At 71.8% G+C, this 23,515-nt stretch carries 24 protein-coding genes; 8 read left to right on the top strand and 16 right to left on the bottom strand.

The genetic code is table 11. The annotated features are described in order from the left end of the window. Positions 1-17 precede the first annotated feature (17 nt). Complete coding sequence (locus ITJ68_RS16035; RefSeq protein ID WP_194662686.1) at positions 18-3,530, top strand: TM0106 family RecB-like putative nuclease; 3,513 nt, start codon at positions 18-20, stop codon at positions 3,528-3,530. 98 nt (positions 3,531-3,628) lie between these two features. Here ITJ68_RS16035 and ITJ68_RS16030 read toward each other — a convergent pair whose 3' ends face one another. The 4 genes from ITJ68_RS16030 to ITJ68_RS16015 all read right to left on the bottom strand — a co-directional run bounded on the left by ITJ68_RS16030 (position 3,629) and on the right by ITJ68_RS16015 (position 6,605). After that, positions 3,629-4,297 carry a GOLPH3/VPS74 family protein gene (locus tag ITJ68_RS16030; protein WP_194662684.1) on the bottom strand — a complete coding sequence of 223 codons (669 nt, stop codon included), beginning with the start codon at positions 4,295-4,297 and terminating at the stop codon, positions 3,629-3,631. Between the two features lie 20 nt (positions 4,298-4,317). Next, positions 4,318-4,743, bottom strand: a complete 426-nt coding sequence (locus ITJ68_RS16025) for an SseB family protein (RefSeq protein ID WP_194662682.1) — start codon at positions 4,741-4,743, stop codon at positions 4,318-4,320. A 143-nt stretch (positions 4,744-4,886) separates the two neighbouring features. Beyond that, positions 4,887-5,690, bottom strand: a complete 804-nt coding sequence (locus tag ITJ68_RS16020) for an SDR family oxidoreductase (protein ID WP_194662680.1) — start codon at positions 5,688-5,690, stop codon at positions 4,887-4,889. A 99-nt stretch (positions 5,691-5,789) separates the two neighbouring features. Beyond that, positions 5,790-6,605 carry an HNH endonuclease family protein gene (locus ITJ68_RS16015; RefSeq protein ID WP_194662677.1) on the bottom strand — a complete coding sequence of 272 codons (816 nt, stop codon included), beginning with the start codon at positions 6,603-6,605 and terminating at the stop codon, positions 5,790-5,792. Positions 6,606-6,688: 83 nt separating this feature from the next. On the opposite strand from ITJ68_RS16015, the gene ITJ68_RS16010 reads away from it, so the two are divergent. Beyond that, positions 6,689-7,468 (top strand): aldo/keto reductase, encoded by a 780-nt coding sequence (locus ITJ68_RS16010; RefSeq protein WP_228505844.1) that lies wholly within the window; start codon positions 6,689-6,691, stop codon positions 7,466-7,468. Between the two features lies 1 nt (position 7,469). After that, positions 7,470-8,021 (top strand): cysteine hydrolase family protein, encoded by a 552-nt coding sequence (locus ITJ68_RS16005; protein ID WP_194662675.1) that lies wholly within the window; start codon positions 7,470-7,472, stop codon positions 8,019-8,021. 120 nt (positions 8,022-8,141) lie between these two features. Here ITJ68_RS16005 and ITJ68_RS16000 read toward each other — a convergent pair whose 3' ends face one another. Together ITJ68_RS16000 and ITJ68_RS15995 are read right to left on the bottom strand one after the other, a co-directional pair. Beyond that, the gene (locus ITJ68_RS16000) at positions 8,142-8,342 is read right to left on the bottom strand and encodes a hypothetical protein (RefSeq protein WP_194662673.1); all 201 of its coding nucleotides are present in this window, start codon (positions 8,340-8,342) and stop codon (positions 8,142-8,144) included. A 65-nt stretch (positions 8,343-8,407) separates the two neighbouring features. Then, a complete protein-coding gene (locus tag ITJ68_RS15995; RefSeq protein ID WP_194662671.1) occupies positions 8,408-11,836 on the bottom strand; it encodes an SNF2-related protein in 3,429 nt (1,142 codons plus the stop codon). 90 nt (positions 11,837-11,926) lie between these two features. Between ITJ68_RS15995 and ITJ68_RS15990 the strand changes: the two genes are divergently transcribed. Continuing rightward, complete coding sequence (locus ITJ68_RS15990) at positions 11,927-12,367, top strand: BLUF domain-containing protein (RefSeq protein WP_228505843.1); 441 nt, start codon at positions 11,927-11,929, stop codon at positions 12,365-12,367. Positions 12,368-12,380: 13 nt separating this feature from the next. Here the strand turns inward: ITJ68_RS15990 and ITJ68_RS15985 are convergent, their stop codons facing one another. Both ITJ68_RS15985 and ITJ68_RS15980 read right to left on the bottom strand, forming a co-directional pair. After that, the gene (locus ITJ68_RS15985) at positions 12,381-13,790 is read right to left on the bottom strand and encodes an amino acid permease (RefSeq protein ID WP_194662669.1); all 1,410 of its coding nucleotides are present in this window, start codon (positions 13,788-13,790) and stop codon (positions 12,381-12,383) included. Positions 13,791-13,876: 86 nt separating this feature from the next. Beyond that, on the bottom strand, positions 13,877-14,209 hold the full coding sequence (locus ITJ68_RS15980; RefSeq protein ID WP_194662668.1) for a hypothetical protein: 333 nt from the start codon (positions 14,207-14,209) through the stop codon (positions 13,877-13,879). 183 nt (positions 14,210-14,392) lie between these two features. Between ITJ68_RS15980 and ITJ68_RS15975 the strand changes: the two genes are divergently transcribed. Next, the gene (locus ITJ68_RS15975; protein ID WP_194662666.1) at positions 14,393-14,806 is read left to right on the top strand and encodes a hypothetical protein; all 414 of its coding nucleotides are present in this window, start codon (positions 14,393-14,395) and stop codon (positions 14,804-14,806) included. A 114-nt stretch (positions 14,807-14,920) separates the two neighbouring features. Continuing rightward, entirely contained in the window at positions 14,921-15,358 is a 438-nt protein-coding gene (locus ITJ68_RS15970) for a hypothetical protein (protein ID WP_194662665.1), read from the top strand. Between the two features lie 21 nt (positions 15,359-15,379). Here ITJ68_RS15970 and ITJ68_RS15965 read toward each other — a convergent pair whose 3' ends face one another. Continuing rightward, positions 15,380-16,000 carry a hypothetical protein gene (locus ITJ68_RS15965; RefSeq protein ID WP_194662664.1) on the bottom strand — a complete coding sequence of 207 codons (621 nt, stop codon included), beginning with the start codon at positions 15,998-16,000 and terminating at the stop codon, positions 15,380-15,382. Positions 16,001-16,110: 110 nt separating this feature from the next. Further along, positions 16,111-17,559: an APC family permease gene (locus ITJ68_RS15960; protein WP_194662663.1), complete on the bottom strand. Its 1,449-nt coding sequence runs from the start codon at positions 17,557-17,559 to the stop codon at positions 16,111-16,113. A gap of 124 nt (positions 17,560-17,683) precedes the next feature. Between ITJ68_RS15960 and ITJ68_RS15955 the strand changes: the two genes are divergently transcribed. Continuing rightward, complete coding sequence (locus tag ITJ68_RS15955) at positions 17,684-18,112, top strand: DUF6892 domain-containing protein (protein WP_194662662.1); 429 nt, start codon at positions 17,684-17,686, stop codon at positions 18,110-18,112. A 62-nt stretch (positions 18,113-18,174) separates the two neighbouring features. On the opposite strand, the gene ITJ68_RS15950 is transcribed toward ITJ68_RS15955, so the two are convergent. Genes ITJ68_RS15950 through ITJ68_RS15940 form a run of 3 tightly spaced genes read right to left on the bottom strand, consistent with a single transcriptional unit; the run spans position 18,175 to position 20,816 of the window. After that, positions 18,175-18,768 carry a uracil-DNA glycosylase gene (locus ITJ68_RS15950; RefSeq protein WP_194662661.1) on the bottom strand — a complete coding sequence of 198 codons (594 nt, stop codon included), beginning with the start codon at positions 18,766-18,768 and terminating at the stop codon, positions 18,175-18,177. Beyond that, complete coding sequence (locus tag ITJ68_RS15945) at positions 18,765-19,970, bottom strand: glycosyltransferase (RefSeq protein WP_194662660.1); 1,206 nt, start codon at positions 19,968-19,970, stop codon at positions 18,765-18,767. Before ITJ68_RS15945 ends, ITJ68_RS15950 begins: the two co-directional genes overlap by 4 nt. 9 nt (positions 19,971-19,979) lie before the next feature. Next, the gene (locus tag ITJ68_RS15940) at positions 19,980-20,816 is read right to left on the bottom strand and encodes a DUF429 domain-containing protein (RefSeq protein ID WP_194662659.1); all 837 of its coding nucleotides are present in this window, start codon (positions 20,814-20,816) and stop codon (positions 19,980-19,982) included. Between the two features lie 64 nt (positions 20,817-20,880). Between ITJ68_RS15940 and ligD the strand changes: the two genes are divergently transcribed. Then, complete coding sequence (ligD, locus tag ITJ68_RS15935; protein ID WP_194662657.1) at positions 20,881-21,900, top strand: non-homologous end-joining DNA ligase; 1,020 nt, start codon at positions 20,881-20,883, stop codon at positions 21,898-21,900. Between the two features lie 57 nt (positions 21,901-21,957). On the opposite strand, the gene ITJ68_RS15930 is transcribed toward ligD, so the two are convergent. The 3 genes from ITJ68_RS15930 to ITJ68_RS15920 all read right to left on the bottom strand — a co-directional run bounded on the left by ITJ68_RS15930 (position 21,958) and on the right by ITJ68_RS15920 (position 23,427). Further along, complete coding sequence (locus ITJ68_RS15930) at positions 21,958-22,098, bottom strand: hypothetical protein (protein ID WP_194626094.1); 141 nt, start codon at positions 22,096-22,098, stop codon at positions 21,958-21,960. Continuing rightward, on the bottom strand, positions 22,095-22,256 hold the full coding sequence (locus ITJ68_RS15925; RefSeq protein WP_194662655.1) for a hypothetical protein: 162 nt from the start codon (positions 22,254-22,256) through the stop codon (positions 22,095-22,097). Before ITJ68_RS15925 ends, ITJ68_RS15930 begins: the two co-directional genes overlap by 4 nt. Before the next feature lie 127 nt (positions 22,257-22,383). Further along, the gene (locus ITJ68_RS15920) at positions 22,384-23,427 is read right to left on the bottom strand and encodes an ATP-dependent DNA ligase (protein WP_194662653.1); all 1,044 of its coding nucleotides are present in this window, start codon (positions 23,425-23,427) and stop codon (positions 22,384-22,386) included. Positions 23,428-23,515 lie beyond the last annotated feature (88 nt).

The following is a 23,515-nucleotide window of genomic DNA, read 5'->3' as shown; positions in this document are numbered from 1 at the left end:
CCCCTACGGTTGATCCCATGCAGATCACCACCGAGGGCCGGCCGCTCCTCAGCCCGAGCGACCTCACCACGTGGGCGACCTGCGAGTGGGCGTTCCTCCGCCGCCTCGACGCCAAGCTGGGCCGCGCCGAACCCCTGCCGGACGAGCACGACGACATGCTCGACCGCACGGCGAAGCTCGGTGACCAGCACGAGTTCGACTACCTGCAGATCCTGAAGCAGACCCACGACGTCGTCGAGTTCGACCGCCCGGCACCGCCGCAGTACGCCGAAGCAGCGGAAGCCGCACGCAATGCCATGCACGACGGCGCCGACGTCCTCTTCCAACCGACCTTCCACGCACCCCCGACCGCCCACACCGCGGGCTTCATCGGCTTCGCGGACTTCATCATCCGCAACGACGCGGGGGAGTACGAGGTCTACGACACCAAGCTCGCCCGCCACGCCAAGATCAGCGCCCTCCTGCAGCTCGCCGCCTACGCCGAGCAGATGCAGGCGCACGGCATCCCGACCGGGCAGCAGGTCCACCTGGTCCTCGGCGACCGCACGACGACCACGCACGACCTGGCCGACATCGCGCCGGTGTACCGCACGCAGCGCGCCGAACTCCAGCGCGTGATCGACGAACGACTCGGCGCCGACGAAGCACTGCAGTGGGGCGACCCGAGGTACAGCAGCTGCGGCCGCTGCGGCGCGTGCCAGCAGCAGGTCGCGCAGCACCGCGACCTGGTCCTCGTCGCCGGCATGCGCCTCGACCAGCGGACCAAGCTGATCCGGCAGGGGGTGCGGACGATCGACGACCTGGCGGTCCGCACCGCTCCGGTGCCCGGCATGTCGAGCACGACGCGAGATCGCCTGGTCCGCCAGGCGAGCCTCCAGATCGAGACGGAACGAACCGGGACCACGCTGACCGGACCCGCACGACCGGCCTTCGAACTCCTCGACCCGACCGCCCTCGACGCCATCCCGGTACCGGATGCCGGCGATGTCTTCTTCGACTTCGAGGGCGACCCACTGCACACCGAGGACGGCGTCCACTGGGGCCTCGACTACCTCTTCGGCCTGGTCGACGACCGCGCGGACTTCACGGCGTTCTGGGCGCACACGATCCGCGACGAACGCCAGGCGCTCGTGGACTTCCTGGCGTACGTGCAGCAGCGCCGCGAGCAGCACCCCGGCATGCACGTCTACCACTACGCGTCCTACGAGCGGACGCACCTGCTGTCGCTCGCCGCGCGCCACGGCGTCGGCGAAGAAGCGGTGGACGACCTCCTCCGCGCGGGAGTCCTCGTCGACCTGTACCCGATCGTCCGCAAGGCCCTGGTCGTCGGCAGCCGCAGCTACTCGATCAAGAAGCTGGAGCCGCTCTACATGGGCGACGACCTGCGCGAGAGCGACGTCACGAACGCGGCGGACAGCATCACCGCCTACGTCGACGCGATCGAGGAGCTCCGCACCGGCGACGGGGTCGCGGGGCAGCGGATGCTCGATCAGGTCGCGGACTACAACGCCTACGACTGCCGCTCGACGCTCCGCCTGCGCGACTGGCTCCTGTCGCTGAAGCCCGCCACGACGGCCACGCCGCTCGAGCTCGACCTGCCACCGGTGCCCGTCGAGCGCGAGCCGAACCCCGTGTACGTCGCCCTGAGCGAGCACCTCGAGCACGTGGACGCCCTCGACCGCACCCCCGACGAGACCGCCCTGGCGCTCGCCGCGGCCGCGATCGACTACCACCGGCGCGAGGCCAAGACGTTCTGGCAGGACCACTTCGACCGCCTCCGCAACCCGGTCGACGAGTGGGCGGACACGCGCGACGTCCTGGTCGTCGAGCGCGCGTCCGTCGAGCGCGACTGGGCGACGATGCCGCGCGCCCGGTCGCAGTCACGAGAGCTCCGGTTGTCGGGGACGCTCGCGCCCGGTAGTCGGCTCCGGCCAGGAGGCTCGCCCCACCTCGTCTACGACACCCCGACTCCGCCATCGGTCGGCTCGCCCGGCCCGGGGTCGAAGGGGGCGTCGGACCGAGCGGTGATCCTCGACGTGCGGGACGACGGCGAGCACACCGAGGTCCTGCTGCTCGAACGACTGCCGGTCGGCGGGGAGCCTCACCACGAGTACCCGGTCGCGCTCGCGCCGTCGGCCCCGCCGCGGGCGAAGCCCCAGCCCGAGGCCATCGCGGAGTGGGGTGCGCTCGTGCTCGACGTGCTGCCGGAGATGCTGCCCGACCCGGCCCTCGACCTGCTGCGCCGGGTGCCGCCGCGGGGTGCGCTCGCGCCCGTCGTCGGGGACGACACCGTCGGCGCGGTCGTCACCACCTTGCTCGGACTCGACCACTCGTACCTGGCGATCCAGGGGCCTCCCGGCACCGGCAAGACGTACGTCGGGTCGAACGTCGTCGCGCGGCTCGTCCGCGAGCACGGGTGGCGGGTCGGCGTCGTCGGACAGTCCCACGCGACGAGCGAGAACTTCCTCGACGCCGTCATCGCCGCGGGGGTCGCCCCCGAGCGGGTCGTGAAGGTGCCGAAGGCCGGCGCGTCCGAGGACGAGCTCGACGCAGCGCGGTGGACCCCGGTGAAGAACAACGCGGCGGTGGCTGCGTTCCTGTCGTCGTGCGAGGAGTCGGGCACCGGGGGAGTCGTCGGCGGCACGGCGTGGACGTTCGCGAACGAGACGACGATCGCCCGACGTTCCCTTGACCTGCTCGTGGTCGACGAGGCCGGCCAGTTCTCGCTGGCGCCGACGATCGCGTCCTCGATCGCAGCGACCCGCCTGCTGCTGCTGGGGGACCCGCAGCAGCTGCCCCAGGTGTCGCAGGGCTCGCACCCCGAGCCGGTCGACCAGTCGGCGCTCGGGTGGCTGGCGGACGGTGAGCATGTGCTGCCACCCGAGTTCGGGTACTTCCTCGCGCGGACCCGGCGGATGGAGCCAGCGCTGACGTCGGCGGTGTCCGGGCTCTCCTACGACGGGCAGCTGACGTCGATGGTCACGGGGCGGCAACTCGACGGCATCGAGGCTGGCGTGCACCCGGAGCCCGTCGTGCACGCGGGCAACACGACCTCGTCGCTCGAGGAAGCCGCCCGCGTGGTCGCCCTCGCGCAGGACGTCGTCGGGCGCACCTGGACCGACGGCGACACCGTGCGGAGGCTCACGGACGAGGACGTCATCGTCGTTGCGCCCTACAACGCGCAGGGGGCGGTGATCCGGCAGGAGCTCGACCGCGCGGGGTTCCGAGGGACCCAGGTCGGGACGGTCGACATGTTCCAGGGGCGCGAGGCCGTCGTGTCGATCGTCTCGCTCGCGGCGTCGTCGTCGGCGGACATCCCCCGCGGGCTCGACTTCCTCCTGATGCCGAACCGGTTGAACGTGGCGCTCTCGCGGGCGAAGTGGGCGGCGTACCTCGTGTACTCACCTGCGTTGACGACGGCCCTGCCGCCCTCGATCCCGGGCCTGTCCCTGCTCTCCCGCTTCATCGAGCTCGTCGACTCACCGCTGGGAGTCGCTCGTCCGAGCGATGCACTTCCCTCAGCGCGGTGACGGATCCGGTTCGCGTACGTCGGGGTTCGTCGACCGGATCCGTCAGCCCCGAGAACGGGATCGGTCGTCCCGGCGGCCGGTGAGCCTCGGCCTGCCCCTCAGCTCGTGCCGGCCGTCGTCGCCGTCGTCGCTGCGGTGACCGCGACCACCGAGACGATCACGGCCATCTGGAGCTCGTCGAGCACGGCCTTCACCGCAGGGGATGCCCACGCGCCGGAGGCGATGACCGCCACGCGGCCGCGATCGACCGTGCCGAACTGCCTCCGCAGCGTCCCGGTGGCGTCGAGCAGCCCGATCACGGCGGCTGTGAAGGGCGTCGGAGCAGACCGGGCGGCGAGGACGTCCGCGATCGCGGCTCGGAGCAGCGATTCGGGTCCGCCGTCCCGCTCAGGCCAGGTGGTCGAGGGGAAGATGCCGAGTGTCTTCCGCTGGGCCGCGGTGACCAGGCCGTCGGCGACGAGGCCGCCGAGCACGCCGTCGCGGAGCGGACGCCGGCCCAGCTTCGACACCCACCACCTGGCGGAGCGTGCCGATCCAGGAGCGCCGATCATCTCCACGACGCCGTCGAGGACCGGGTCACCGGTGGCCGTGCCGTCGACGACCTGGACGTGCGTGCCGTGGAGCGACACCGTGCCGCGAAGCGCGAGGTCTGCGAGCACCGCGCCCGCCAGGCCGGAGTCGAACGTCTGGCCGTTGACGACACGACGCCCGTCGGGCTCGATGAGGAGCAGCGCGAACGCCCGGGGGACGGTGAGGTGCTCAGCCATGGGGGCGCTCGCTTCTGCGGTCAGCGCTCGTCGGGGTCGAGGGGGACGCCGCCGCGCATCCCCTCCCGCAGCTCGGCGACGACGTCGGCCTGCAGGAAGTTCGCCGCCTGCGCGCTGGTCGGGTCGACGACGATGCCGAAGCCCTCGGGGAGCGCAGTGACGAGTTCGGCCATCGGCATGGCGCGGGCCTCGGTGTCCGGGAGGCTCGTGGTCAGCTCCGCCGGATCGGTGAAGACCGGCACGAACTCGCGGTCGCGGATCATGACGTGCGCGATGCTGCCGTCCTCGCCGCTCGTCCCGGCGGCCTTCCACGGCACCCAGGCGGCGCTGCCGAGGAAGCCCTCGACCGATTCGCCCATCCGGCGGCGCAGCGCACCGGCAGCGTCGGGCTCCGCGTGCTCGGCGCCCCGGCCGAAGCCGGACCCGGTCGATCCGTTCGCGCTCATCGCGTCCTCCTCCATCGACGTGTGACTCGACGTGTGACTCGTCGTGTGACCACCCATGCTGCCATGGCGCGATGCGGTGTCGGGGCGAGCCGAGCCTCCCGGCCGGTGCCGAGGCCCTGCTCGGCGACCCGGCCGGACCAGCGTCAGTACTTGGCCGACTGCCCGCCGTCGATCGGGACGACTGCCGCGTTGACGTAGGAGGCGTCGTCGGAGAGCAGGAACGCGACGACCGCAGCGATCTCGGGGGCCTCGCCGTAGCGCTTCGTGGGGTTGACCTGGATGAACTCCTCGGCAGCCTTCCGCGGGTTCTCCGGGTCGAGCTGCTTCATCGAGTTCTCGACCATCGGCGTCCAGATGGCGCCGGGGGCGATCGCGTTGATCGAGATGCCGTACTGCCCGTACTCGACGGCCGAGTTGCGGGTCAGGCCGACGACGCCGTGCTTGGCGGCCGCGTAGCCGGACTGGTTGCCGACGCCGCGGATGCCGCCGACGCTCGCGGTGTTGACGACCTTGCCGGAGCCCTGCTCGCGCATCACGGCGAGGACCTTCTCGAGGCCGAGGAACACGCCGCGGAGGTTGATCGAGACGACCTTGTCGAACTCGGCGGCGGTGAAGGACTCGGTGGGGTTCTGCTTGCCCTCGATGCCGGCGTTGTTGAAGAAGCCGTCGATGCGGCCGAAGCGCTCGACGGTGGCGGCGACGTAGGCGTCGACCTGGGCCTCGTCGGAGACGTCGGCGACGGTGGTGAGGACGTCGGCATCGGGGGCGACCTCGTGCACGGCGGCGACGGAGGCCGCGAGTCCCTGCTCGGAGACGTCGACGAGGGCGAGCGAGGCGCCCTCGGTGGCCAGGCGCGCGGCCGTGGCGCGGCCGAGGCCGGAACCGCCGCCGGTGATGAGGACGACGCGGTCGGTGAAGCGGGTGGTGCCGGTGGTGGGCACGGTCATGGGGAGGCCTCCTGAGGTCTTCGACGGTGAAGGTCGATGCGTGCGCATCAGCCTCCCTCCAGGCTACACCTGTCGTTTATCTCGCCCGGTCAGGCCGGTTCAGCATCGAGCGAGGACCCGTTCGATGGCGTCGCGCTCAGCGGGGACGACCCAGAGCCGGTACGTCGTCTTGATCGCGACCTGGTGCTCGACGTACGTGCAGCGGAACGCCGTGTCCGCGGGCAGCCAGGTCGCCGCGTCCCCGGACCGCTTCTGCGCGTTCGAGTGCTGGTCGACCGCGAAGAGGTTCACCGGGTCGTTCGCCAGCGCCTGGCGCTCGTCCTGGGTGAGCTGCTGCCCGCCGGTGCGCCAGACGTTCTCGAGCGCGACGACGTGGTCGATCTGCACGGCGGTCGACGTCGTGTTCCCGCGCACGAAGTCGATCGTGGCACCGGTGTACGGCGACACGAGCTCCCCGGAGAGCACGCGGCAGGGACCACTGCGGACGACGTCGGTCAGGTCGCGGGCGAGCACGTCGTTGCGGGTGTCGCAGCCGTTGTGGTCGACGTCGAGCCAGGGGGAGCCGAAGTCGCCGGTGCGGTCGTAGCCGGTGGCCGGCGCGGGGCCCTTCACCGGGAGCGCGGCGAGCAGCTCGCGAGCGTGGGCCGCGGCAGCAGCCGGTGGCATCGTGCCTGCCGTTGTGGTGGGAGCGGGGGCTGTGGGCGCAGTCGCAGTCGCAGTCGCCGTCGGCGCGGTCGGGTCGGCGCTCGCGGTGATCGCGGGGCTGGCGGCCGTCGGACTGGAGGCTCGGCTCGGCCCCGGCGCAGGGGGCTCGGCCGTCAGGGTGGCGTAGCCCGCGACGACGATCGCGAGCAGGACGAGCACGGCGGTGACGCCCGTGCGGAGGCGGACGGGACGGCGTCGGCGAGAGGGCATTGCTGGCGGGACTCCTGGTGGTGCTCGGCGGTTCCTGACGATCCTGGCGGACGCCCCCGAGATCGCCGCGTAGACACGAGGACATGACCGACTACGCAGAACCGTCCGTGCCGGTGACCGGCGGAGCGATGCCGCTCCTCGGCTTCGGCACCTGGCAGATCGACGACTCCGACGCGCCCGCCGCCGTGAGCTCCGCCCTCGAGGCCGGGTACCGCCACATCGACACCGCCACCGGGTACAGCAACCAGCGCGGCGTGGGGAAGGCCATCGCCGACTCCGGGCTCGCCCGTGAGGACGTCTTCGTCACGACGAAGCTCCCGCCGGACAACGCCGAGAAGGTCCGCGAGACCATCGAGGAGAGCCTCGACCAGCTCGGGCTCGACCACCTCGACCTGTGGCTGGTGCACTGGCCGCCGAACGGCGAGGCCCGTCCCGATGTCTGGCAGCAGCTCGTGCAGGCGCAGCAGGACGGCCTGACGAAGGCCATCGGCGTCAGCAACTACTCGCTCGCCCAGATCGACGAGCTCATCGAGGCCACCGGGGTCACGCCGGCCGTGAACCAGATCAAGTGGAGCCCCGTCGAGTTCGACGCTGCCGTTGCGGACGGGCTGCGCGAGCGCGGCGTCGTGCTCGAGGGGTACAGCCCCTTCAAGGCGAGCAACCTCGAGGACCCGACGCTGGTCTCCATCGCCGAGGCGCACGACGCCGACGCCGCCCAGGTCATCGTCGCGTGGCACGTCGCCCACGAGTTCGTCGTGATCCCGAAGTCGTCGAACCCGGAGCGCATCCGCTCGAACGCCGCGGGTGCCACGATCAGCCTGTCCGACGACGAGGTCCGCCAGATCGACGCGCTCGGACACTGACATGGCTGGCACTGCCCTGCTGGTGATGGACTACCAGAACAGCATCGTCGACCGTCTCGGCAGCGAGGAGTCCCTCGCTGCCGCGACGGCGGCGGTGTCGGCCGCGCGCGAGCGACGGATCCCGGTGCTGTTCGTGCGGGTCGGGTTCCGCCCCGGCGCTCCCGAGGTCGCGTCGTCCAACCGGATGTTCTCCGGCATGCGGGACCGCATGGGCGCGCAGGCACCCGGCGCCACGGACGTCCACCCGGCGTTCGGCGTGGGCGACGACGACATCGTCGTGACGAAGCTCCGCGTGAGTGCCTTCGCCGGGTCCGACCTCGAGGTGCTGCTCCGTGGGCTCGAGGTCCGCGACCTGGTGCTCGCCGGCATCGCCACGAGCGGTGTCGTCCTGTCGACGCTGCGGCAGGCGGCGGACCTGGACTTCGGGCTGACGGTGCTGTCCGACGCCTGCGCGGACGGTGATCCCGAGGTGCACCGGGTGCTGCTGGAGAAGGTGTTCCCGCGGCAGGCCGACGTCGTCACGACCGCGGAGTGGACTGCCTCACTCGGCTGACCACCACGGCGTTCGTGGCGAACTCGTCCCACTCGTGCGCTTCGATCAGGTCGAAGGCGCGCTGATGGCTCGCGTCTCCAGCGTCCGACCAGGCGATCAGGACGCTCGCGTCGAGGGCGATCACTGGTCGCTGGAGCGCAGGTCTTCGAGGTGGTTCGGCGGGTACATGCCCGAGAAGATCCCGGTGCCGCCGAACAGCGGCACATCCGTACCGTTGGGCAGCCTCATGACGGAGGACATCCCGGTCGGGGAACGCACCACGCGGGCTCTGTCCGCTTCGACGGGGGCGTGCGTGGTCGGCGGTGCATCGAGAAGGAGCATGCGCCGACGCTAGGACGCCTCCGCCCGCCGCCGCCAACTCTCCGGATGTCGCATCTCGCCGACGGTCAGTCGAACAGGGAACGCACGTCCTCGGCGGTCAGGTCGTCCGCGAACAGGGCGTCGTCGTCGATCATCGTCGCGAACAGCTTCGCCTTGCGGGCCGCCAGCGCCAGGACCTTCTCCTCGATGGTGTCCTCCGCGATGAGGCGGTTGACGTTGACGGACCGGGTCTGTCCGATGCGGTGGGTCCGGTCGACGGCCTGCGACTCGGCCGCGGGGTTCCACCACGGGTCGAGCACGAACACGGTGTCGGCCTCGGTCAGGGTGAGCCCGAAGCCGCCGGCCTTGAGCGAGATGAGGAACGCCGGCGCGGTGCCGGTGCGGAAGCGGTCGATGACCTTCGTGCGCTGCCTGGTCGACCCGTCGAGGTAGTCGTACCCGATGCCGCGCGCATCGAGGGCCGTCGCGACGAGGCGCAGGAACGACGTGAACTGGCTGAAGACGAGCGCTCGCCGCCCCTCGGCCGCGAGCTGTTCGAGCTCGTCGAGCAGCAGGTCGAGCTTGGCCGAGGGGATCGAGGTGTCGCCGTCCGCGACGAGCGCGGGGGAGAGCGCGAGCATCCGCAGCAGCGTCAGCGAGCGGAACACGATCATCCGGTTGCGGTCGAGGTCGTCGATGAGGTCGAGCACCTTGAGGCGCTCCCGGTTGAGCGTGCGCTCGTACACCTCGCGGTGCGCGGGGTCGAGCGTCACCCGCACGACCTGCTCCTGCTTCGGCGGCAGGTCCGACGCCACGCTCTCCTTCGTCCGCCGCAGCATGAGCGGCCGGATGCGGCGACGGAGCCGGGCGGTGAGCTCCGACCGGGCGTCGCCGCGCAGGTCCGGCGACGCGAGGGGCTTGACGTAGTCGTCGCCGAACCGCGTCCACGACGACAGCAACCCGGGCGCGACGATGGAGAACAGCGCCCAGAGGTCGGTCAGACCGTTCTCGAGGGGGGTCCCGGTGATCGCGATCTTCACGGGCGCCTGCAGCTCCGCGGCCACCCGGTGCGTCTGCGACTGCGGGTTCTTCACGAAGTGGGCCTCGTCGAGGAGCAGTGCCGACCAGCGCTGCTCCGTGTAGGCCGCAGCGTCGAGCCGGAGCAGCGCGTACGAGGTCACGACGACGTCGGCGTCCGCGGCGGCCCGGGCGACGAGCGACGGGTGCTTCAGCGAGGTCGTCTCGATCGTGGTGACCCGGAGCGACGGGACGAACCGGGCGGCCTCGAGCGCCCAGTTGCCCACGACCGAGGTCGGTGCGACGACGAGGAAGGGCGGGTCGTCCGGGTGCGAGGCGCGTCGGTCGGCGATCATCGCGAGCGCCTGCAGGGTCTTGCCGAGCCCCATGTCGTCGGCGAGCACCCCACCGACCCCGTGCGCCACCAGGAACGACAGCCACGCGTACCCGGACCGCTGGTACGGCCGCAGGTCCGCGTGCACGGTCGACGGCACCGCGAGGTCGGTCTCGGGAGCGGCGTCGAGCAACCGCGAGGCGATGTCCTGCCAGCGGGCGTCGTGGTCGGTCTCGTCGGCGAGCTGGTCGAACTCGGACCACAGCCCGGCCTGCAGCGGCGTGACCGTCATCGTCTGCGACGGCTCCCACTCGTCCTGCTCGCGGGCTTCCTCGATGAGCTCCTTGAGCCGGTCGAAGGCGGGGTCGGCGAGCGACAGGTAGGAGTTGTCGATGAGCTTCATCCGCCGGTCCCGCTTGGCGAGCGCCCGGAGCAGCGGCGTGAACGGGATCTGCTTGCCGTTGACGCTGACGAAGATGCCGAGGTCGAACCAGTCGTGCTTGTCGGACGGCATCGTCGTGACGCGGATGTGCGGCCGCCCGGTCAGGCGCTCGTAGTCGAGCCGTTCGCCCTGCACCACGACGCGGACGCCGTGGTCGGCCAGGGCCGGCACCAGCTCGGTCGCGAGGACCGCGACGTCGGCGCCCTCCACGGTGCCGTCCTGGAACCAGTCGAGCCCGCCGCCGGGTCCGGTCGCGCCGTGGTCGGCTCCCACACCGACGGGAGGCTCGGCCCGCGCAGCGTCGTCGGCCGCCAGTGCCGCCGTGGCCGGCTCGGCGACGTCGGCACCCGGAGCGGCGGCGTCGGCGTCGGCATCGGCGTCGGGGTCATCAGCAGACGCGACGTCGTCCGCCGCGGTCACCGTGCGCAGGTCCGGCAGCGGTCCGTGCAGCGACACCGGGTCCTTGCGTCCGTCGACGTGCCAGCGCCACTGCAGGTGCGCGACGTCGTCGGTGCGCGGCGCCCGGGCCGGCTCGAACGTCACCGTGAGGACGAGCTCGGGCGGCGTCCGCTCGGGCAGCTCGATCGAGCCGTCGGAGCTCACGAGCCCGAGCGCACCGCGGAGTCGGGGGGACCAGTCGGCCAGGAACTCGTCGACCTCGTCCGTGGGGACGGTGATGCGGGAGCCCTCGACGAGCATGCGGCGCTGGTCGTCGGGCACGGGGTCGGGCGTCGGTGCGAGGTCGACGTGGAACTCGGGTGACTCGCGGAACACGTACACGCCGTGGTCCCCGATGAGCCGCGCGGCGCCGTCGGCTGCGGGGCGGCCGTCGAGCACGGCGCTCGTGCCGATGACGAGCCCGGCGTCCGACCGTGCGACGTCGAGGAGCACCCGCGCGTCGGCGCCGAGGGCCACGCCGCCCTCGCGCTTCCCGGTGATGAACGCGACCCCGAGTCCGGGCGCCTGGCGCAGCAGCGGCCAGAGCAGCGGGCTCTGGAAGTCGTCCAGGTGGATCCAGTCGCTCTCCCCGGGCAGTCCCGCGAGCTGGCCGGCACGGTGGAGCGCGGCGAACTGCAGGAACCAGCCGTGCTGCTCGGGGGAGAGCCCGAGCCGGTTCATCGAGTAGGGGAGCGTGCCCCAGGTGAGCTGCCCGCGCACCCAGTTGCCCGCGCCGCTCCGCGTGACGGGCCGGACGCCGAGCCGGACGGAGCGCGAGGGCGCCGCGAGCGCCCGGCCGGTGGCGCGCGCCCGCGCGGCCATCCGTGCCGGGACGGCGTCGCGGAGCTCGAACTGCAGGCCGAGCGGGGTCGTGGTGCCGGTGGTGAGCGGTTCGTCGGCGTCACCGGCGAGGCGGGCGACCTCGTGCCTCCAGTCCGTGGTGGACGCGACCGGTGCTGCGGACCGGGGGCCGGCGTGGGCGGCGACCGCTCGTGCGTTGATGGTGAGGAGCGCGGCGGCGACGTGCTTGCACTCGCCGCCGATCGGGCACGTGCAGCGGGACCGGACGGGGCGGACGAACTCGCCGCGCGCGATCGTGGTGTCGACGTGGACGTCGTAGGGTTCGTCGGCGGACCCGGCGACCGTGGCGGTGATGGAGCCGTCCTCGTGTGAGGCGGCGTCCTCGACGAGCCCGCGGCGGACGATGTCCCGCGCACGGCCGAACGTCTGGGGCCCGACGAAGCGGATGACGTCGACGGCGTCGATCATCGGGGCAGCTGGCACACGCCCATCGTGCCACGCACCCCGGACAGGGGCTGTCGTGGCCGAGACGGACGAGGCAGGCTCAGAGGAGGTCCGTCAGGGAGGAGCACCATGCTGCAGTCACTGGTCTACATGAGCTCGGCCGTCGAGCAGTTCGACGACGACGAGCTCGAGGAGGTGCTCGCGTACTCACGCGAGCGGAACACCGCCGACGGGCTGTCCGGCATGCTCGTGCACCGCGCCGGCCGCTTCATGCAGCTGCTCGAGGGGCCCTACGACGCCGTGATGGCGACGTACTCCCGGATCCTCGCGGACGAGCGCCACGGTGACGTCTCGCTGCTCGTCGAGGAGTCCATCCACACCCGGCGCTTCCCGGAGTGGTCGATGGCCTTCGACCGCTCCGAGGAGAACGGCACCCCCGACGGCTTCAGCGGCTTCCTGGCGCAGGGCGACCAGAGCGCCGACCACAGCCGTCCCCGCGAGCTGCTGCGCTGGTTCCGCAACCACCCGCTCGCTGACCCGACCGCCGCCGAGGGCAAGCACCGCCGCTGACCGGCGCCGGGCGTCAGGCCTTCTCGGCCAGCTTGCTGTGCTTCCGCGAGTACCCGAAGTACACGCCGAGCCCGATCGCGAACCACACCGCGAAGCGCACCCACGTCTCCCACTGCAGGAACGTGACGAGCCACAGCGACGCGATCACGCCGATGACCGGCACGATCGGCATCAGCGGGAGCTTGAACTGCCGGGGCAGGTCCGGCTGGGTGTAGCGGAGCACGACGACGGCCGTGCAGACGACGACGAAGGCCAGCAGGATGCCGATGTTCGTCAGCTCCGCGACCACCCCGATCGGCAGCACGCCGGCCAGGACCGCTGCCGCGATGCCGAGGATCCACGTGACGCGGGTCGGGACGTGCCGCTTCGGGTCGGTCTTGGCGAACCACGCCGGCATCAGGCCGTCGCGGCTCATCGAGAACCACACCCGCGAGGCGCCGAGCATGAACGTCACGAGCACGGTGACGATGCCGACGATGGCGCCGATCGCGATGACGTTCGCCACGCCGCCGAGCCCGACCGACGCGAACGCCGAGGAGAACCCCGACGCCGGGTCTATGTCCGTGTACTTCTGCATGCCGGTCAGCACGATCGTGGCGAGCACGTAGAGCACCATCGAGATGCCGAGGGACAGCAGGATCGCCTTCGGCATGTGCTTCCGGGCGTCGACGGACTCCTCGGCCGCGGTGGACATGGCGTCGTAGCCGAACACCGCGAAGAACACCGTCGCGGCACCGGTCATCACGCCGCCGAAGCCGAACGGGAAGTACGGGTCGTAGTTCGCGCTGTCGATGTGGAACACCCCGAGCACGACGATGAGGACGACCAGGGCGACCTTGATCCCGACGGCGACGAACTCGAACCGCGCGGCACTGCGGATGCCCCGGGTGAGCACGAACGCGGTCAGCAGGCAGAGCAGGATCGCGAAGACGTCGACCACGTGCCCGTCGCCGGTACCGGGCGCGCCGAGCATCCACGCGGGCAGGTCGACGCCGAACTGGCCGACCAGGAACCCGACGTAGCCGGAGATGCCGATCGCCACCACGGCCACGATCGCCGTGTACTCGAGCAGCAGGTCCCAGCCGATGAACCACCCGACGATCTCGCCCAGCACGGCGTACCCGTACGTGTAGGCACTGCCGGCCTTCGGGATCATCCCGGCGAACTCCGCGTACGACAGCGCGGCGGCGGCACTGGCCACCCCGGCGACGAGGAACGAGATGAGCACGGCCGGGCCCGCGACCCCGTGGGCGACCGTGCCGGCGAGGGTGAAGATCCCGGCGCCGATGATCCCGCCGATGCCGATCGCGGTGAGCTGCCACAGCCCCAGGTGCCGCTGCAGGCCGCCCTCGCCCCCGGTGTCGTCGTCGATCTCCTCGATCGGCTTGCGACGGAACAGGGTGGGGCGCGGCGTCGTTGTCACCCGGCCAGGATGCACCTTCGACGGGGTCCGTGCCCGGTCGTGCTCGTCTTCGGTGTGTCCGCGCTCCTGCGCGCCGTCCTGCTGCCTCAGTGCGTCGCGTACGGGGACCAGAACGGCCGCGGCAGCGCACCGCCGGAGACCATCTCGAGCACCTGGTAGAGCAGCATCGCGAGCCCCACGCCGGCGATGACGACGGCGACCCACGACCAGGCCCGCGGCGCTCGCCGACGCGCGGAGATGCTGATAGCCCGCCACGCGCTGGCCAGGGCGGTGAGGCCGAACACGGCACCGAGGACGCAGTGCCGGACGATCGACTCGGCGGGCACCAGGCACCCGAGCACGAGCGCGATCACCGCGAGGACGACGGCGGCGAACGCCGGGGCTGCGGGGGGTTCGTGGTCTCGGGTCCGAGCGGCCATGCCCCGACCATACCGATGCACCCAGCTGTCCGGGAGACGCCGGTCCAGGGGGCACCGGCTGACCGGCGGCGCCCCCGGCGGGCATGCTGGAGCCATGCGTTCGTCCGTCCGTGCCCTGCCGCTCCGCGAGGTGCGGCACCAGCGCCGTTCCGGCCTGCAGCGGCCGTCCGGCGGGGTCTGCTGATGCCGACGCGGCTGTCCGCTCCGGACGCGGCTGCGTCGACCACCGGACGGGAGGCCCGCCAGCCCCTGGTCGGCGGGCGTCGCGTCGCCGACATGGTCGCCACGATCGCCGTGCTCACGATCGCGACGGCGGCTGGGTTGGGGGTCGCGTGGGGGATCGTGTTCCTCTCGCTCGGCTTCCACTCGTGCTCGGCGCCGGGGAACCGGTGTGACGAGACCCTCGGCGGGGTCGTCGTGTACGCCGGTCCGGTGGTCGTCGCGCTCGTCGTGGCGCTGTCCGTCGTGGTGAGCGTCGTACGGCTCGTCCGGCGCCGCGTGGCGTGGCCCGTCGCGGTCACCGGTCTCGTGGCCGTCGTGGCGGTGTTCTTCGCGGCGCTGCTGCTCGTCGACAGTGCGGTGACGCTCGGGATCTAGGGCGCGGCAGCTGGCGGTTCGGCGATTCCTCCACAGGCGCGGTCGTGCGGTCAGTCGTCCACAGATCTCGTGGTGGGCGTGCTCGCCGGTGCTGCCGTCCGCGAGCGTGGAGGCATGCCAGACACCGACGTGCTCGACCGACTCGAGCGAACCGCAGTCCGTACCGACGACGACGTGGTGGACCTCGTCGTCGCACTCCTCGAACGACCCGTCCGCCGACAGTGCTGGGTGCTGTTCCTCGGCGCCGACGCCGTGCCGATCCGCCTCGTGATCCCGATCGCCGACCTGCCCTGGCAACCCGACGAGCACGTCGAGGACTTCGGCGCCCTGGTGGCCGACCTCGTCGAACAGGTCGATGCGAAGGAAGTGGTGCTCGCGTGGGAGCGCCCGACCACGACGGAGCTCTCCCCGGTCGACTGGGAGTGGGTCGACGCCATGGTGTGCGTCTTCGCCGAGCACCGCGTGCCGCTGCGCGGGCAGGTCGTGGTGCACGACGGGGGTGCGTCGATGGTCGAGCTCGACGACGACGAGGTGAGCGATGCCGCGGCGTGAGGCCGACCCGGTCCGCCCGCGTCAGCCCAGCGGGGCGGTGTCCGGCACGGTCTCGCCGGTCAGGCCCTCGACGATCGCCTTCGCCGCCGGCCACGACTTCGCGTAGTGGTCGGGGTCGGCGTTCACCTGCACGGCGTGCGCCATCTGGGTCGGCGTCATCGTCTTCCACCCGGGGACCTTGACGAGCTTCGCGTAGAACATCGACGCGGCCGTGTACGGGTCCATCCGGTCCGCGTACGTGCCCCAGGCGCCGTTGTCCCGCTGCTGGAACAGGCCGCGGCTGTCCGGCCCGACGGTGTCCCCGTGGTCGAGGTTCCGCAGCCCGGACTCACCGAGCGCCGTCATCACCCCGACGGCCTGGGTGTGCGGTCCGATGCCGAGCGCCCGTGCCGCCTGGATCACCGACGCGGCGTTGACCAGACGGTCCTGGCAGTACCCGGCCACCGGGCCTGCGGGGACGACGATCCCGCCGACGGTCTTCGACGCGACGGCGGGGCACGTCACGGCCCGTGGTGTGGACGCCGAGCTGCCGATGCCGGAGAGCGAGTTGACCGCGATCACGACGAGCACGACGACACCGATGCCGACGGCGACGATCCCCGCGCCGAACACCGATGCCAGGGTGATGCCGACACGGCGCATGCTCGGGTCCTTCCGTCCGGGTGCCAGGACGAGGGTACGAGGGCGGCCTGGGAACGGCCGCCCTCGACATGCCCCGGTCCGGGGGTCACCCGTGCGCTCGGGCGTCGACCTCAGTCGTGGTGCCCGTCCCGGTGGACCACCTTCGTCGGCTCCGTGACCACGCCCGTCGGCGGCTTGCCGGCCTGCTTGCGGCCGTGGGTGAACCACGTCACGACCCACAGCAGGATGCCGAGCCCGAGCAGCCCGCCGGCGATCTGGTACTGCTCGATGTCACGGCCGGAGGAGAACGGCAGCACGAGCCACAGGCAGGTCACGATGCCGATCACGGGGATGACGACGCCGGCCTTGAAGTGCCGGTGGTCGACCTTGTCCCGGCGCAGCACCAGGACCGACAGGTTGACGACGGCGAACACCGACAGCAGCAGCAGCGACGTGGTGCCGCCGAGCACGACGACGATGGGGGAGTCCGGGCTGAGGGACACCCACCCGATCAGTGCGAGGGAGATCAGCGTGGTGAAGACGATCGCGGTGGACGGCGTGCGGCGGGTCGGGGACACCTTCGCGAGGAACCCGGGCAGGACGCCCTGCTTGCTCATCCCGTACAGCAGTCGTGACGCCATCATCATGTTGATCAGGGCGGTGTTGGCGACGGCGAACATCGAGATGAACGGCAGCAGGTTGCCGATCGGGAAGTCCGGCGCGGCGGTCTGCACGACCGTGACCAGCGGCGTCTCGTTGCCGGCGAGCTCACCGATGGGCACGACGGCGACGGCGCAGATGGACACGAGCACGTAGATCACGGCGGTGATCCCGAGGCCGGTCAGCATCACCTTCGGGAAGATGCGCGAGGGGTCCTTGGTCTCCTCGGCCATGTTCACCGAGTCCTCGAAGCCGACCATCGCGAAGAACGCCAGCGACGTCGCGGTGGAGATCGACAGCAGCAGGTTCTTGTCCTCGGGCGTCTCGAACATCACCACGCGGGAGAAGTCCGCGTTGCCGCCCGCGATCGCCCAGAACCCGATGAGGATGACCATCACGAGCCCGCTCAGCTCGACGAGGGTCAGCACCACGTTCGTCTTGACGCTCTCGCTCACCCCGCGGAAGTTCACGAGCATCACCGCGAGCATGAAGCCCATCGCGATGAGCATCACGACCGTGTTCGGCAGCTCGAGGCCGAAGCCCACGCCGAGGTTCGCGGCGAACGCGCGGGACGCCGTCGACGCCGAGGTGATCCCCGAGCACATCACGATGAAGGTGACGATGAACGTGACGAAGTGCACGCCGAACGCCTTGTGCACGTAGAGCGCAGCACCGGCGGTCTGCGGGTACTTCGTCACGAGCTCCAGGTACGAGAACGCCGTGAGCAGGGCGACGGAGAACGCGATGAGGAAGGGGAGCCACGCTGCTCCGCCCACCTCCGCGGCGACCTGACCGGTGAGGGCGTAGACGCCCGTGCCGAGGATGTCCCCGATGATGAACAGCAGCAGGAGCTTGGGGCCGATGACCCGTCGGAGCGCTGGCTGCTCCGTGGACGGGCGTTCGGTGTTCGTGGTGGCCATGCACACACTGTTCCCGACGATCGCTTCCCTGTCGAGTCTCACAGAGTTCTGGCCCTCGATCGCAACACGGCCGTGTCCTGCCCGAAACCGGACGACGTGCCGACAGCCCGCTACGATCCGCTGCATGGACGACGAGTCGAACACCACCGAGGAACCCGTCGAGTTCGCGGACTTCAACGCCAAGCTGCTCGTGCTCGACGTGCTCTGCTACGACCTCGGCGTGCTGGAGCCCTACGACGCCGACACCGCCGACGAGACCGACGAGGACGTCGACGTCGAGGGCCAGGACGACCGTGCCCGCGAGTACTACGACGACCTCGACCTGCTGCCGTCGCACCTGTCCCTGGTGACGGAGCTGACCGTCGACTCCGCGCTCGAGGTCCTGCAGGACGTGCACCCCGGGTGGGAGGGCACCGACGACCGCTTCGACCCGCAGAACTGGGACGACCTGATCGACCTCCCCGCGCTCCGCACCGTGTACGCCGCCACCCGGCTGCCGGCGCACGTGGCGGACGCCCTCGCCGCGAAGGACATCGAGGTCCGTTCCGCCTGACGCGGCGCCCGCCCCGTCAGCCCGCGACACGACCGCGGCCGCGCCGACACCCGCGACAGCGCCTACGTCCGCGACAGCGCGAGGACCTGCTCGGTGAACTGCCGTGCCCCACCCTGCGCGGGATGCCGGACGGCCACGGCGTCGATGCCCGCGGACGCGAGCGCCCCCTGCGCCTTCCGCCCCACGGCCACCACGCGCCGGACACCGAGCGCAGCGATGAGCGCGAGCGCGACGGGTGCTCCGGCGCGGACCTCGGCGGGACGCGGCGTGCGGTTCGTCAGCCGGTCCCCGGGGACGAACGGGTGGTGCGGGAAGATCGCCCACGCCACGGGGAGCGGCCCCTGCCACTCGGCGAGTGCCGCGTGGACGACCCGGGACGACGCCTCCCACGGGGCGGTCGGCGCCGGTGGTACGCGGTACTGCGGCCCGAGCTCCCGCATGCTCGTGAAGGGCACGCCGGTGTTCGTCATGCCACGCCACCCGGGCGCCTCCGCGACGAGCAGCGTGTCGGCACCGGGCCCGACGGTGTCGAGGTAGCGCGACAGGTTCTCCCGACGGAGTCGCCCGTCCGCGGTGCCGACGTCGTACAGGGCCTCTGCGTCGGACGCGACCGGTACCGCGTCGAGCGCGTCCCAGAACCCGCCGAGCCCGTTCACTCCGGACGCCCGAGCACCCGCCGGTACACCTGCTCGAGCCCGGCGGCGGACCGCTCCCAGCTGAGTCGTTCGGCGTGCTCGCGCCCCGCTGCCGACAGCGCGCGGGCGTACTCCGGCTCGGTCAGGATGCGCTCGATCTCGGCGGCCCAGACGCTCGGGTCACGGGATTCCAGCACGACGCCGGTCTCCCCGTCGAGGACGGCCTCGCGGAGCCCACCGGCAGCGGCCGCGACGACAGGCACCCCGGACGCGGAGCCCTCGAGCGCGACGAGCCCGTACGTCTCCGAGTGCGACGGCACCAGCACGGCCGATGCCCCGCGGAACACCAGGGCGAGGTCGGCCCGCGACTGTGGCCCGATGAACGTGACCCGGTCGGCGATGCCGTGCGCGGCGGCGAGCTCCTGCAGCTCGGCCATGTGGTCGCCGGCCTCGCTCGAGGAGTCACCGGCGATGACCAGCGTGGGCCGGGCCTCCTCGGAGATGCCCGCGATCGCCTCGATCGCCAGGTCGAGCCCCTTGAGTGGCTGAACGCGGGCAGCGGCGACGACGTAGGGGGCCGCGGGGCGGCGCGCTCCGACGGCGGCGGGGCGGAAGACGCTCCCGTCGACCCCCGGCGGCACGATCCACACGCGGGAGGCTTCGCCGCCGAGCCGCGAGCGGACGGTGTGCGCCTCGGCCTCGCTGACCACGACGACGGCGTCGGAGTCCCGCGCGAGCATCGCCTCCCCGGTCATCCGACCGGCGGACTCGGCGCGTTCGCCCTCGGACAGCGGGGTGGTGGAGTCGGCGGCGATGGAGTGGAACGACTGCACGTGCGGGATGTGCCGCTCGCGTGCGACGGGCAGGGCGGCGACGCCGGAGAACCAGTGGTGCGAGTGCAGCACGTCGAACGGCCCGAGCGCGGCGAGCTCGTGGCGGAACGGCTCGATGAAGGCGTCGTGTTCGCCCTTCGGCACGGGCGCCGCCGGCCCGGCGGACAGGAAACGCAGGCACACGCCCGGCACGAGCGACACGGAGTCCGGCTGCGTCGGGGACGAGCGTCGCGTGATGATCTCCACGTGGTGCCCGCGGTCCGCGAGGGCCTCGGCCTGGTGGCGGACCACGACGTTCATCCCGCCGACCTCGCCGGAGCCCGGCTCGTCGCCGGGGGAGGTGTGCAGCGAGACCAGCCCGATGCGCAGGGGTTCGGTGGTGGCGCTCACCGGTCAAGACTAGCCGCGGGGCCGCCGCTGCGACGCGCGCGCCGGCGTCACGATGGTCGGCATCCGGCCCGCCTGGTCCACCGGGTCGGACGGGAGGCTCGGGTCACCTCCCAGCACCTGCACCCGTTCGTCGCCGTGCCGCTCCCAGAACGCGGCGGTCCAGGCGCACAGGACGCCGTCGAGCAGGTCCTCCCGGTGCTTGTGCGTCGGACCGTGGATCCCGGAGGCCTCGGCGAGCCCGGCGGTCAGGGGGTGCGTGTCCAGGTGCAGGGGCGGGTCGAGCGGTGTCTCGCGGAGACGTCGCACGAGCTCGTCGAACGCGACGGCGCGGCGAGCCCTGGCGGCGGGCGCCGGCAGCGCGGTGTCGAGGCGCTTGTAGCGCGGGCGTTCGTCGTCGTACCCGAGCTCCTCGACGCCGACCAGGGTCGTGTACGGGTAGCACTCGAACATCCCCGGCTCCGTGCGCTCCCGCATGCCGGTCGTGTCCGAGACGTAGCGCACCCCGAGCGCGGTCAGCCGGTCGAGCAGCTGCGCACCGGCACTCGCGGCCGAGGCGGTGTTCGTCGGGTTCGCCGCGACCTTCCACCGGCCGTAGCGCTGCCCGACCTGCCGTTCGGCCTCGCGGATCCCCGTGGGGTTGGTCACGACGAGCGACGCGTCGACGGCGATCAGCGTGCGGGGACCGAGGCGCGACGCGACCCAGGCGGTCACGTCGTCCACGCCGCGGGCCCACCCGGCGTCGAGGACCCGGCCGGCGTCGTCGAGCGCGGCCAGTCCGGTCTCGTTCGGGCGACGCGTCGCCGTCCCGAGTCCCCAGGCCAGGTCGACCCCGATGTACGCGCTCACCAGTCCATCCTGCCGTGCGCTCCCGGACGCGAACGCACACGGAGCCGCGAGTAGGTTCCCCAGCATGGCGAGCGAAGCGACGACGCTGACCGTACCCGGCCCCGACGGCGACCGGGAGGTCCGGATCAGCAGTCCCTCCCGCGTGCTCTGGCCGGACGCCGGCATCACCAAGCTCGACCTGGCGCAGTACCTCGTGACGGTCGGCGACGCCTTCGTCCGGGCGAACGGCGACCGGCCGCTGTCGCTGCAGCGGTTCCCGGGCGGTGTCGACGGCGAGCAGTTCTTCTCGAAGAACCCGCCGAAGGGCGCGCCCGACTACGTCCGCTCCGTGACGGTCACGTACCCGAGCGCCCGGAAGCACCCTCAGCTGGTGCTCGACGAGCCCGCGGTGGCGGTGTGGGCAGCGCAGATGAACACCGTCGTGTTCCACCCGTGGGCCTCGAAGGCATCGGACAGCGACCACCCGGACCAGCTCCGCATCGACCTCGACCCGCAGCCGGGCACCGACTTCCACGACGCGGTGCCGGCAGCCGAGGAGCTCCGCAAGGTCCTCGCCGAGGTCGGCCTGACCGCGTGGATCAAGACGAGCGGCAACCGCGGGCTGCACGTGTTCGCCCCGATCGAGCCCGAGCACGAGTTCCTCGACGTCCGGCACGCGGTGATCGCCGCGGCGCGGGAGCTCGAGCGCCGCATGCCCGACCAGGTGACGACCGCGTGGTGGAAGGAGGAGCGCGGGGAGCGCGTCTTCGTCGACTTCAACCAGGCGAACCGCGACCGGACGATGGCTGGTGCCTACAGCCCGCGTGCCCTCCCGCACGCCTCGGTGTCCGCGCCGCTGCGCTGGGAGGAGCTGCGTGACGCCGACCCGACGACGTTCACGATCCTGACGATGCCGGAGCGCCTGGCGACCGTGGGGGACCCGTGGGAGGCGATGGGCGAGGAGTCCGCGTCGATCGCGCCGCTCCTGGCCTGGTGGGAGCGTGACGTGGAGAACGGCCTCGGCGAACTGCCGTTCCCGCCGGACTTCCCGAAGATGCCTGGGGAGCCGCCGCGCGTGCAGCCGTCCCGCGCCAAGAAGGCCTGACTCGGGAGGCCTGGCCCCGCAGTGCCTGGGTTGAGGAGGCCCGGGCGGGACGAGCGGTCAGACCCCGGGGACCTCGGGCCGCGCGTCGGCGGAGTCGATCAGCGTCGTGTGCATCGGCAGCACGACGGTGGCGGTGTGCAGGCGGGTGAGCTTGGACCAGGTGCCGCGGTGGGCGTCGGTGATGCCGTCGACGATCATGCGCCGAGGCCGATCGTGACGAGGGCGAGCGCGGTGGCGGTGACCCCGGCGATGCCGCTGATCACGGCGCTGATCCGCAGGGCACGCTGGTGGCGAGCCTCACGCAGCTCGCTGAACGGGTGGCGCTGCGAGTGACGGACGAGTGTTGCACTGCTCATGTCGATCCGCTCCGATCTGCTGGCACTCCCTGCGAGTGCCGCTGAGACGATCATTCCACGCAGTCACTAGTTCGCCTAACTACTTTCGACTATCGGACACGGCCGCCCGCAGAACGGACAACCGCGCTCACGACAGGACGTCGCGCAGGTCGTACGCCGCCGGCACCTCGAGCTGGTCGAACCCGCACGAGGAGGCCTCGCGGTCCGGCCGCCACCGCTCGAACTGCACCGTGTGCCGGAACCGGTCGCCCTCCATCTGGTCGTACCGGACCTCCAGCACCAGCTCCGGCGCCAGTCGGACGAAGGACGTGTCGCGACCCGACGAGAACCGCGACGTCTCCCCGGCACCGGTGACGGGCCTCCCGTCGGCGTCCTTGACGACCACCGGGTCGAGCTCGTCGACCAGCGCGAGTCGGCGCTTGTCGGAGAAGGCGGACACACCGCCGACCTGCCGGACCTCGCCGTCGTCGCCGTACAGCCCGACGAGCAGCGAACCGACCCCGCTGCCGCTCTTGTGGACGCGGTACCCGATCGCCACGACGTCGGCCGTGCGGTGGTGCTTCACCTTGAGCATCGAGCGCTTGCCCGGCTCGTAGGGCCGGGTGCGCGGCTTCGCGACGACGCCGTCGAGCCCCGCCCCCTCGAACGTCGTCAGCCATCCACGGGCGACGTCCACGTCGAGCGTGGTCCGCGTCACGAACAGGGGGTCGGTGACGCCGTCGGACAGGGCTTCGAGCCGCGCGCGTCGGTCGTCGAACGGCAGGTCGACGAGCTCCTCGCCGTCGGCCGCGAGCAGGTCGAACGCGACGAACTGCGCCGGCGTCTCCACGCTGAGCTTCGCGATCCGCGATGCCGCCGGGTGGATGCGCTGCGACAGCGCCTCCCAGTCGAGCTTCTCGTGCCCCGGTGCCCCGGCCCGCAGGATCACCTCGCCGTCCAGCACGACCGGGTGGCCGTGTCCGCCGAACTGCGCGCGGAAGGCCTCGACGAGCTCGGGGAAGTACCGGGTGAGCGGCTTCGCGCCACGGCTGCCGATCTCCACGTCGTCGCCGTCGATGGTCACGATCCCGCGGAAGCCGTCCCACTTCGGCTCGTACCGCAGGCCGCCCTTGACGCTGTCGGGGTCCGGGACGTCGGGCACGGCCTTGGCGAGCATCGGTGCGATCTCCATGCGTCCTGTCTACCCGCAGGTGCCGTCCGGGAGGTCCGGGTCGGCTCGACCGTCCCCATCCCGCAGTGACTGACAGGACCGGCCGCAT

The organism is Curtobacterium sp. VKM Ac-1395, from assembly GCF_015350975.1.
In the GTDB taxonomy this organism is placed as follows: domain Bacteria; phylum Actinomycetota; class Actinomycetes; order Actinomycetales; family Microbacteriaceae; genus Curtobacterium.
This window is presented reverse-complemented; position numbering and strand designations above follow the sequence as displayed.

Bases quoted from the DNA above. Each gene is read 5' to 3' on its own strand.
- ITJ68_RS16035 (WP_194662686.1), top strand. From the start codon at position 18: ATGCAGATCACCACCGAGGGCCGGCCGCTCCTCAGCCCGAGCGACCTC.
- ITJ68_RS16030 (WP_194662684.1), bottom strand. From the start codon at position 4,297: ATGGCTGAGCACCTCACCGTCCCCCGGGCGTTCGCGCTGCTCCTCATC.
- ITJ68_RS16025 (WP_194662682.1), bottom strand. From the start codon at position 4,743: ATGAGCGCGAACGGATCGACCGGGTCCGGCTTCGGCCGGGGCGCCGAG.
- ITJ68_RS16020 (WP_194662680.1), bottom strand. From the start codon at position 5,690: ATGACCGTGCCCACCACCGGCACCACCCGCTTCACCGACCGCGTCGTC.
- ITJ68_RS16015 (WP_194662677.1), bottom strand. From the start codon at position 6,605: ATGCCCTCTCGCCGACGCCGTCCCGTCCGCCTCCGCACGGGCGTCACC.
- ITJ68_RS16010 (WP_228505844.1), top strand. From the start codon at position 6,689: ATGACCGACTACGCAGAACCGTCCGTGCCGGTGACCGGCGGAGCGATG.
- ITJ68_RS16005 (WP_194662675.1), top strand. From the start codon at position 7,470: ATGGCTGGCACTGCCCTGCTGGTGATGGACTACCAGAACAGCATCGTC.
- ITJ68_RS16000 (WP_194662673.1), bottom strand. From the start codon at position 8,342: ATGCTCCTTCTCGATGCACCGCCGACCACGCACGCCCCCGTCGAAGCG.
- ITJ68_RS15990 (WP_228505843.1), top strand. From the start codon at position 11,927: ATGCTGCAGTCACTGGTCTACATGAGCTCGGCCGTCGAGCAGTTCGAC.
- ITJ68_RS15980 (WP_194662668.1), bottom strand. From the start codon at position 14,209: ATGGCCGCTCGGACCCGAGACCACGAACCCCCCGCAGCCCCGGCGTTC.
- ITJ68_RS15975 (WP_194662666.1), top strand. From the start codon at position 14,393: ATGCCGACGCGGCTGTCCGCTCCGGACGCGGCTGCGTCGACCACCGGA.
- ITJ68_RS15970 (WP_194662665.1), top strand. From the start codon at position 14,921: ATGCCAGACACCGACGTGCTCGACCGACTCGAGCGAACCGCAGTCCGT.
- ITJ68_RS15965 (WP_194662664.1), bottom strand. From the start codon at position 16,000: ATGCGCCGTGTCGGCATCACCCTGGCATCGGTGTTCGGCGCGGGGATC.
- ITJ68_RS15960 (WP_194662663.1), bottom strand. From the start codon at position 17,559: ATGGCCACCACGAACACCGAACGCCCGTCCACGGAGCAGCCAGCGCTC.
- ITJ68_RS15955 (WP_194662662.1), top strand. From the start codon at position 17,684: ATGGACGACGAGTCGAACACCACCGAGGAACCCGTCGAGTTCGCGGAC.
- ligD (WP_194662657.1), top strand. From the start codon at position 20,881: ATGGCGAGCGAAGCGACGACGCTGACCGTACCCGGCCCCGACGGCGAC.
- ITJ68_RS15930 (WP_194626094.1), bottom strand. From the start codon at position 22,098: ATGATCGTCGACGGCATCACCGACGCCCACCGCGGCACCTGGTCCAAG.
- ITJ68_RS15925 (WP_194662655.1), bottom strand. From the start codon at position 22,256: ATGAGCAGTGCAACACTCGTCCGTCACTCGCAGCGCCACCCGTTCAGC.
- ITJ68_RS15920 (WP_194662653.1), bottom strand. From the start codon at position 23,427: ATGGAGATCGCACCGATGCTCGCCAAGGCCGTGCCCGACGTCCCGGAC.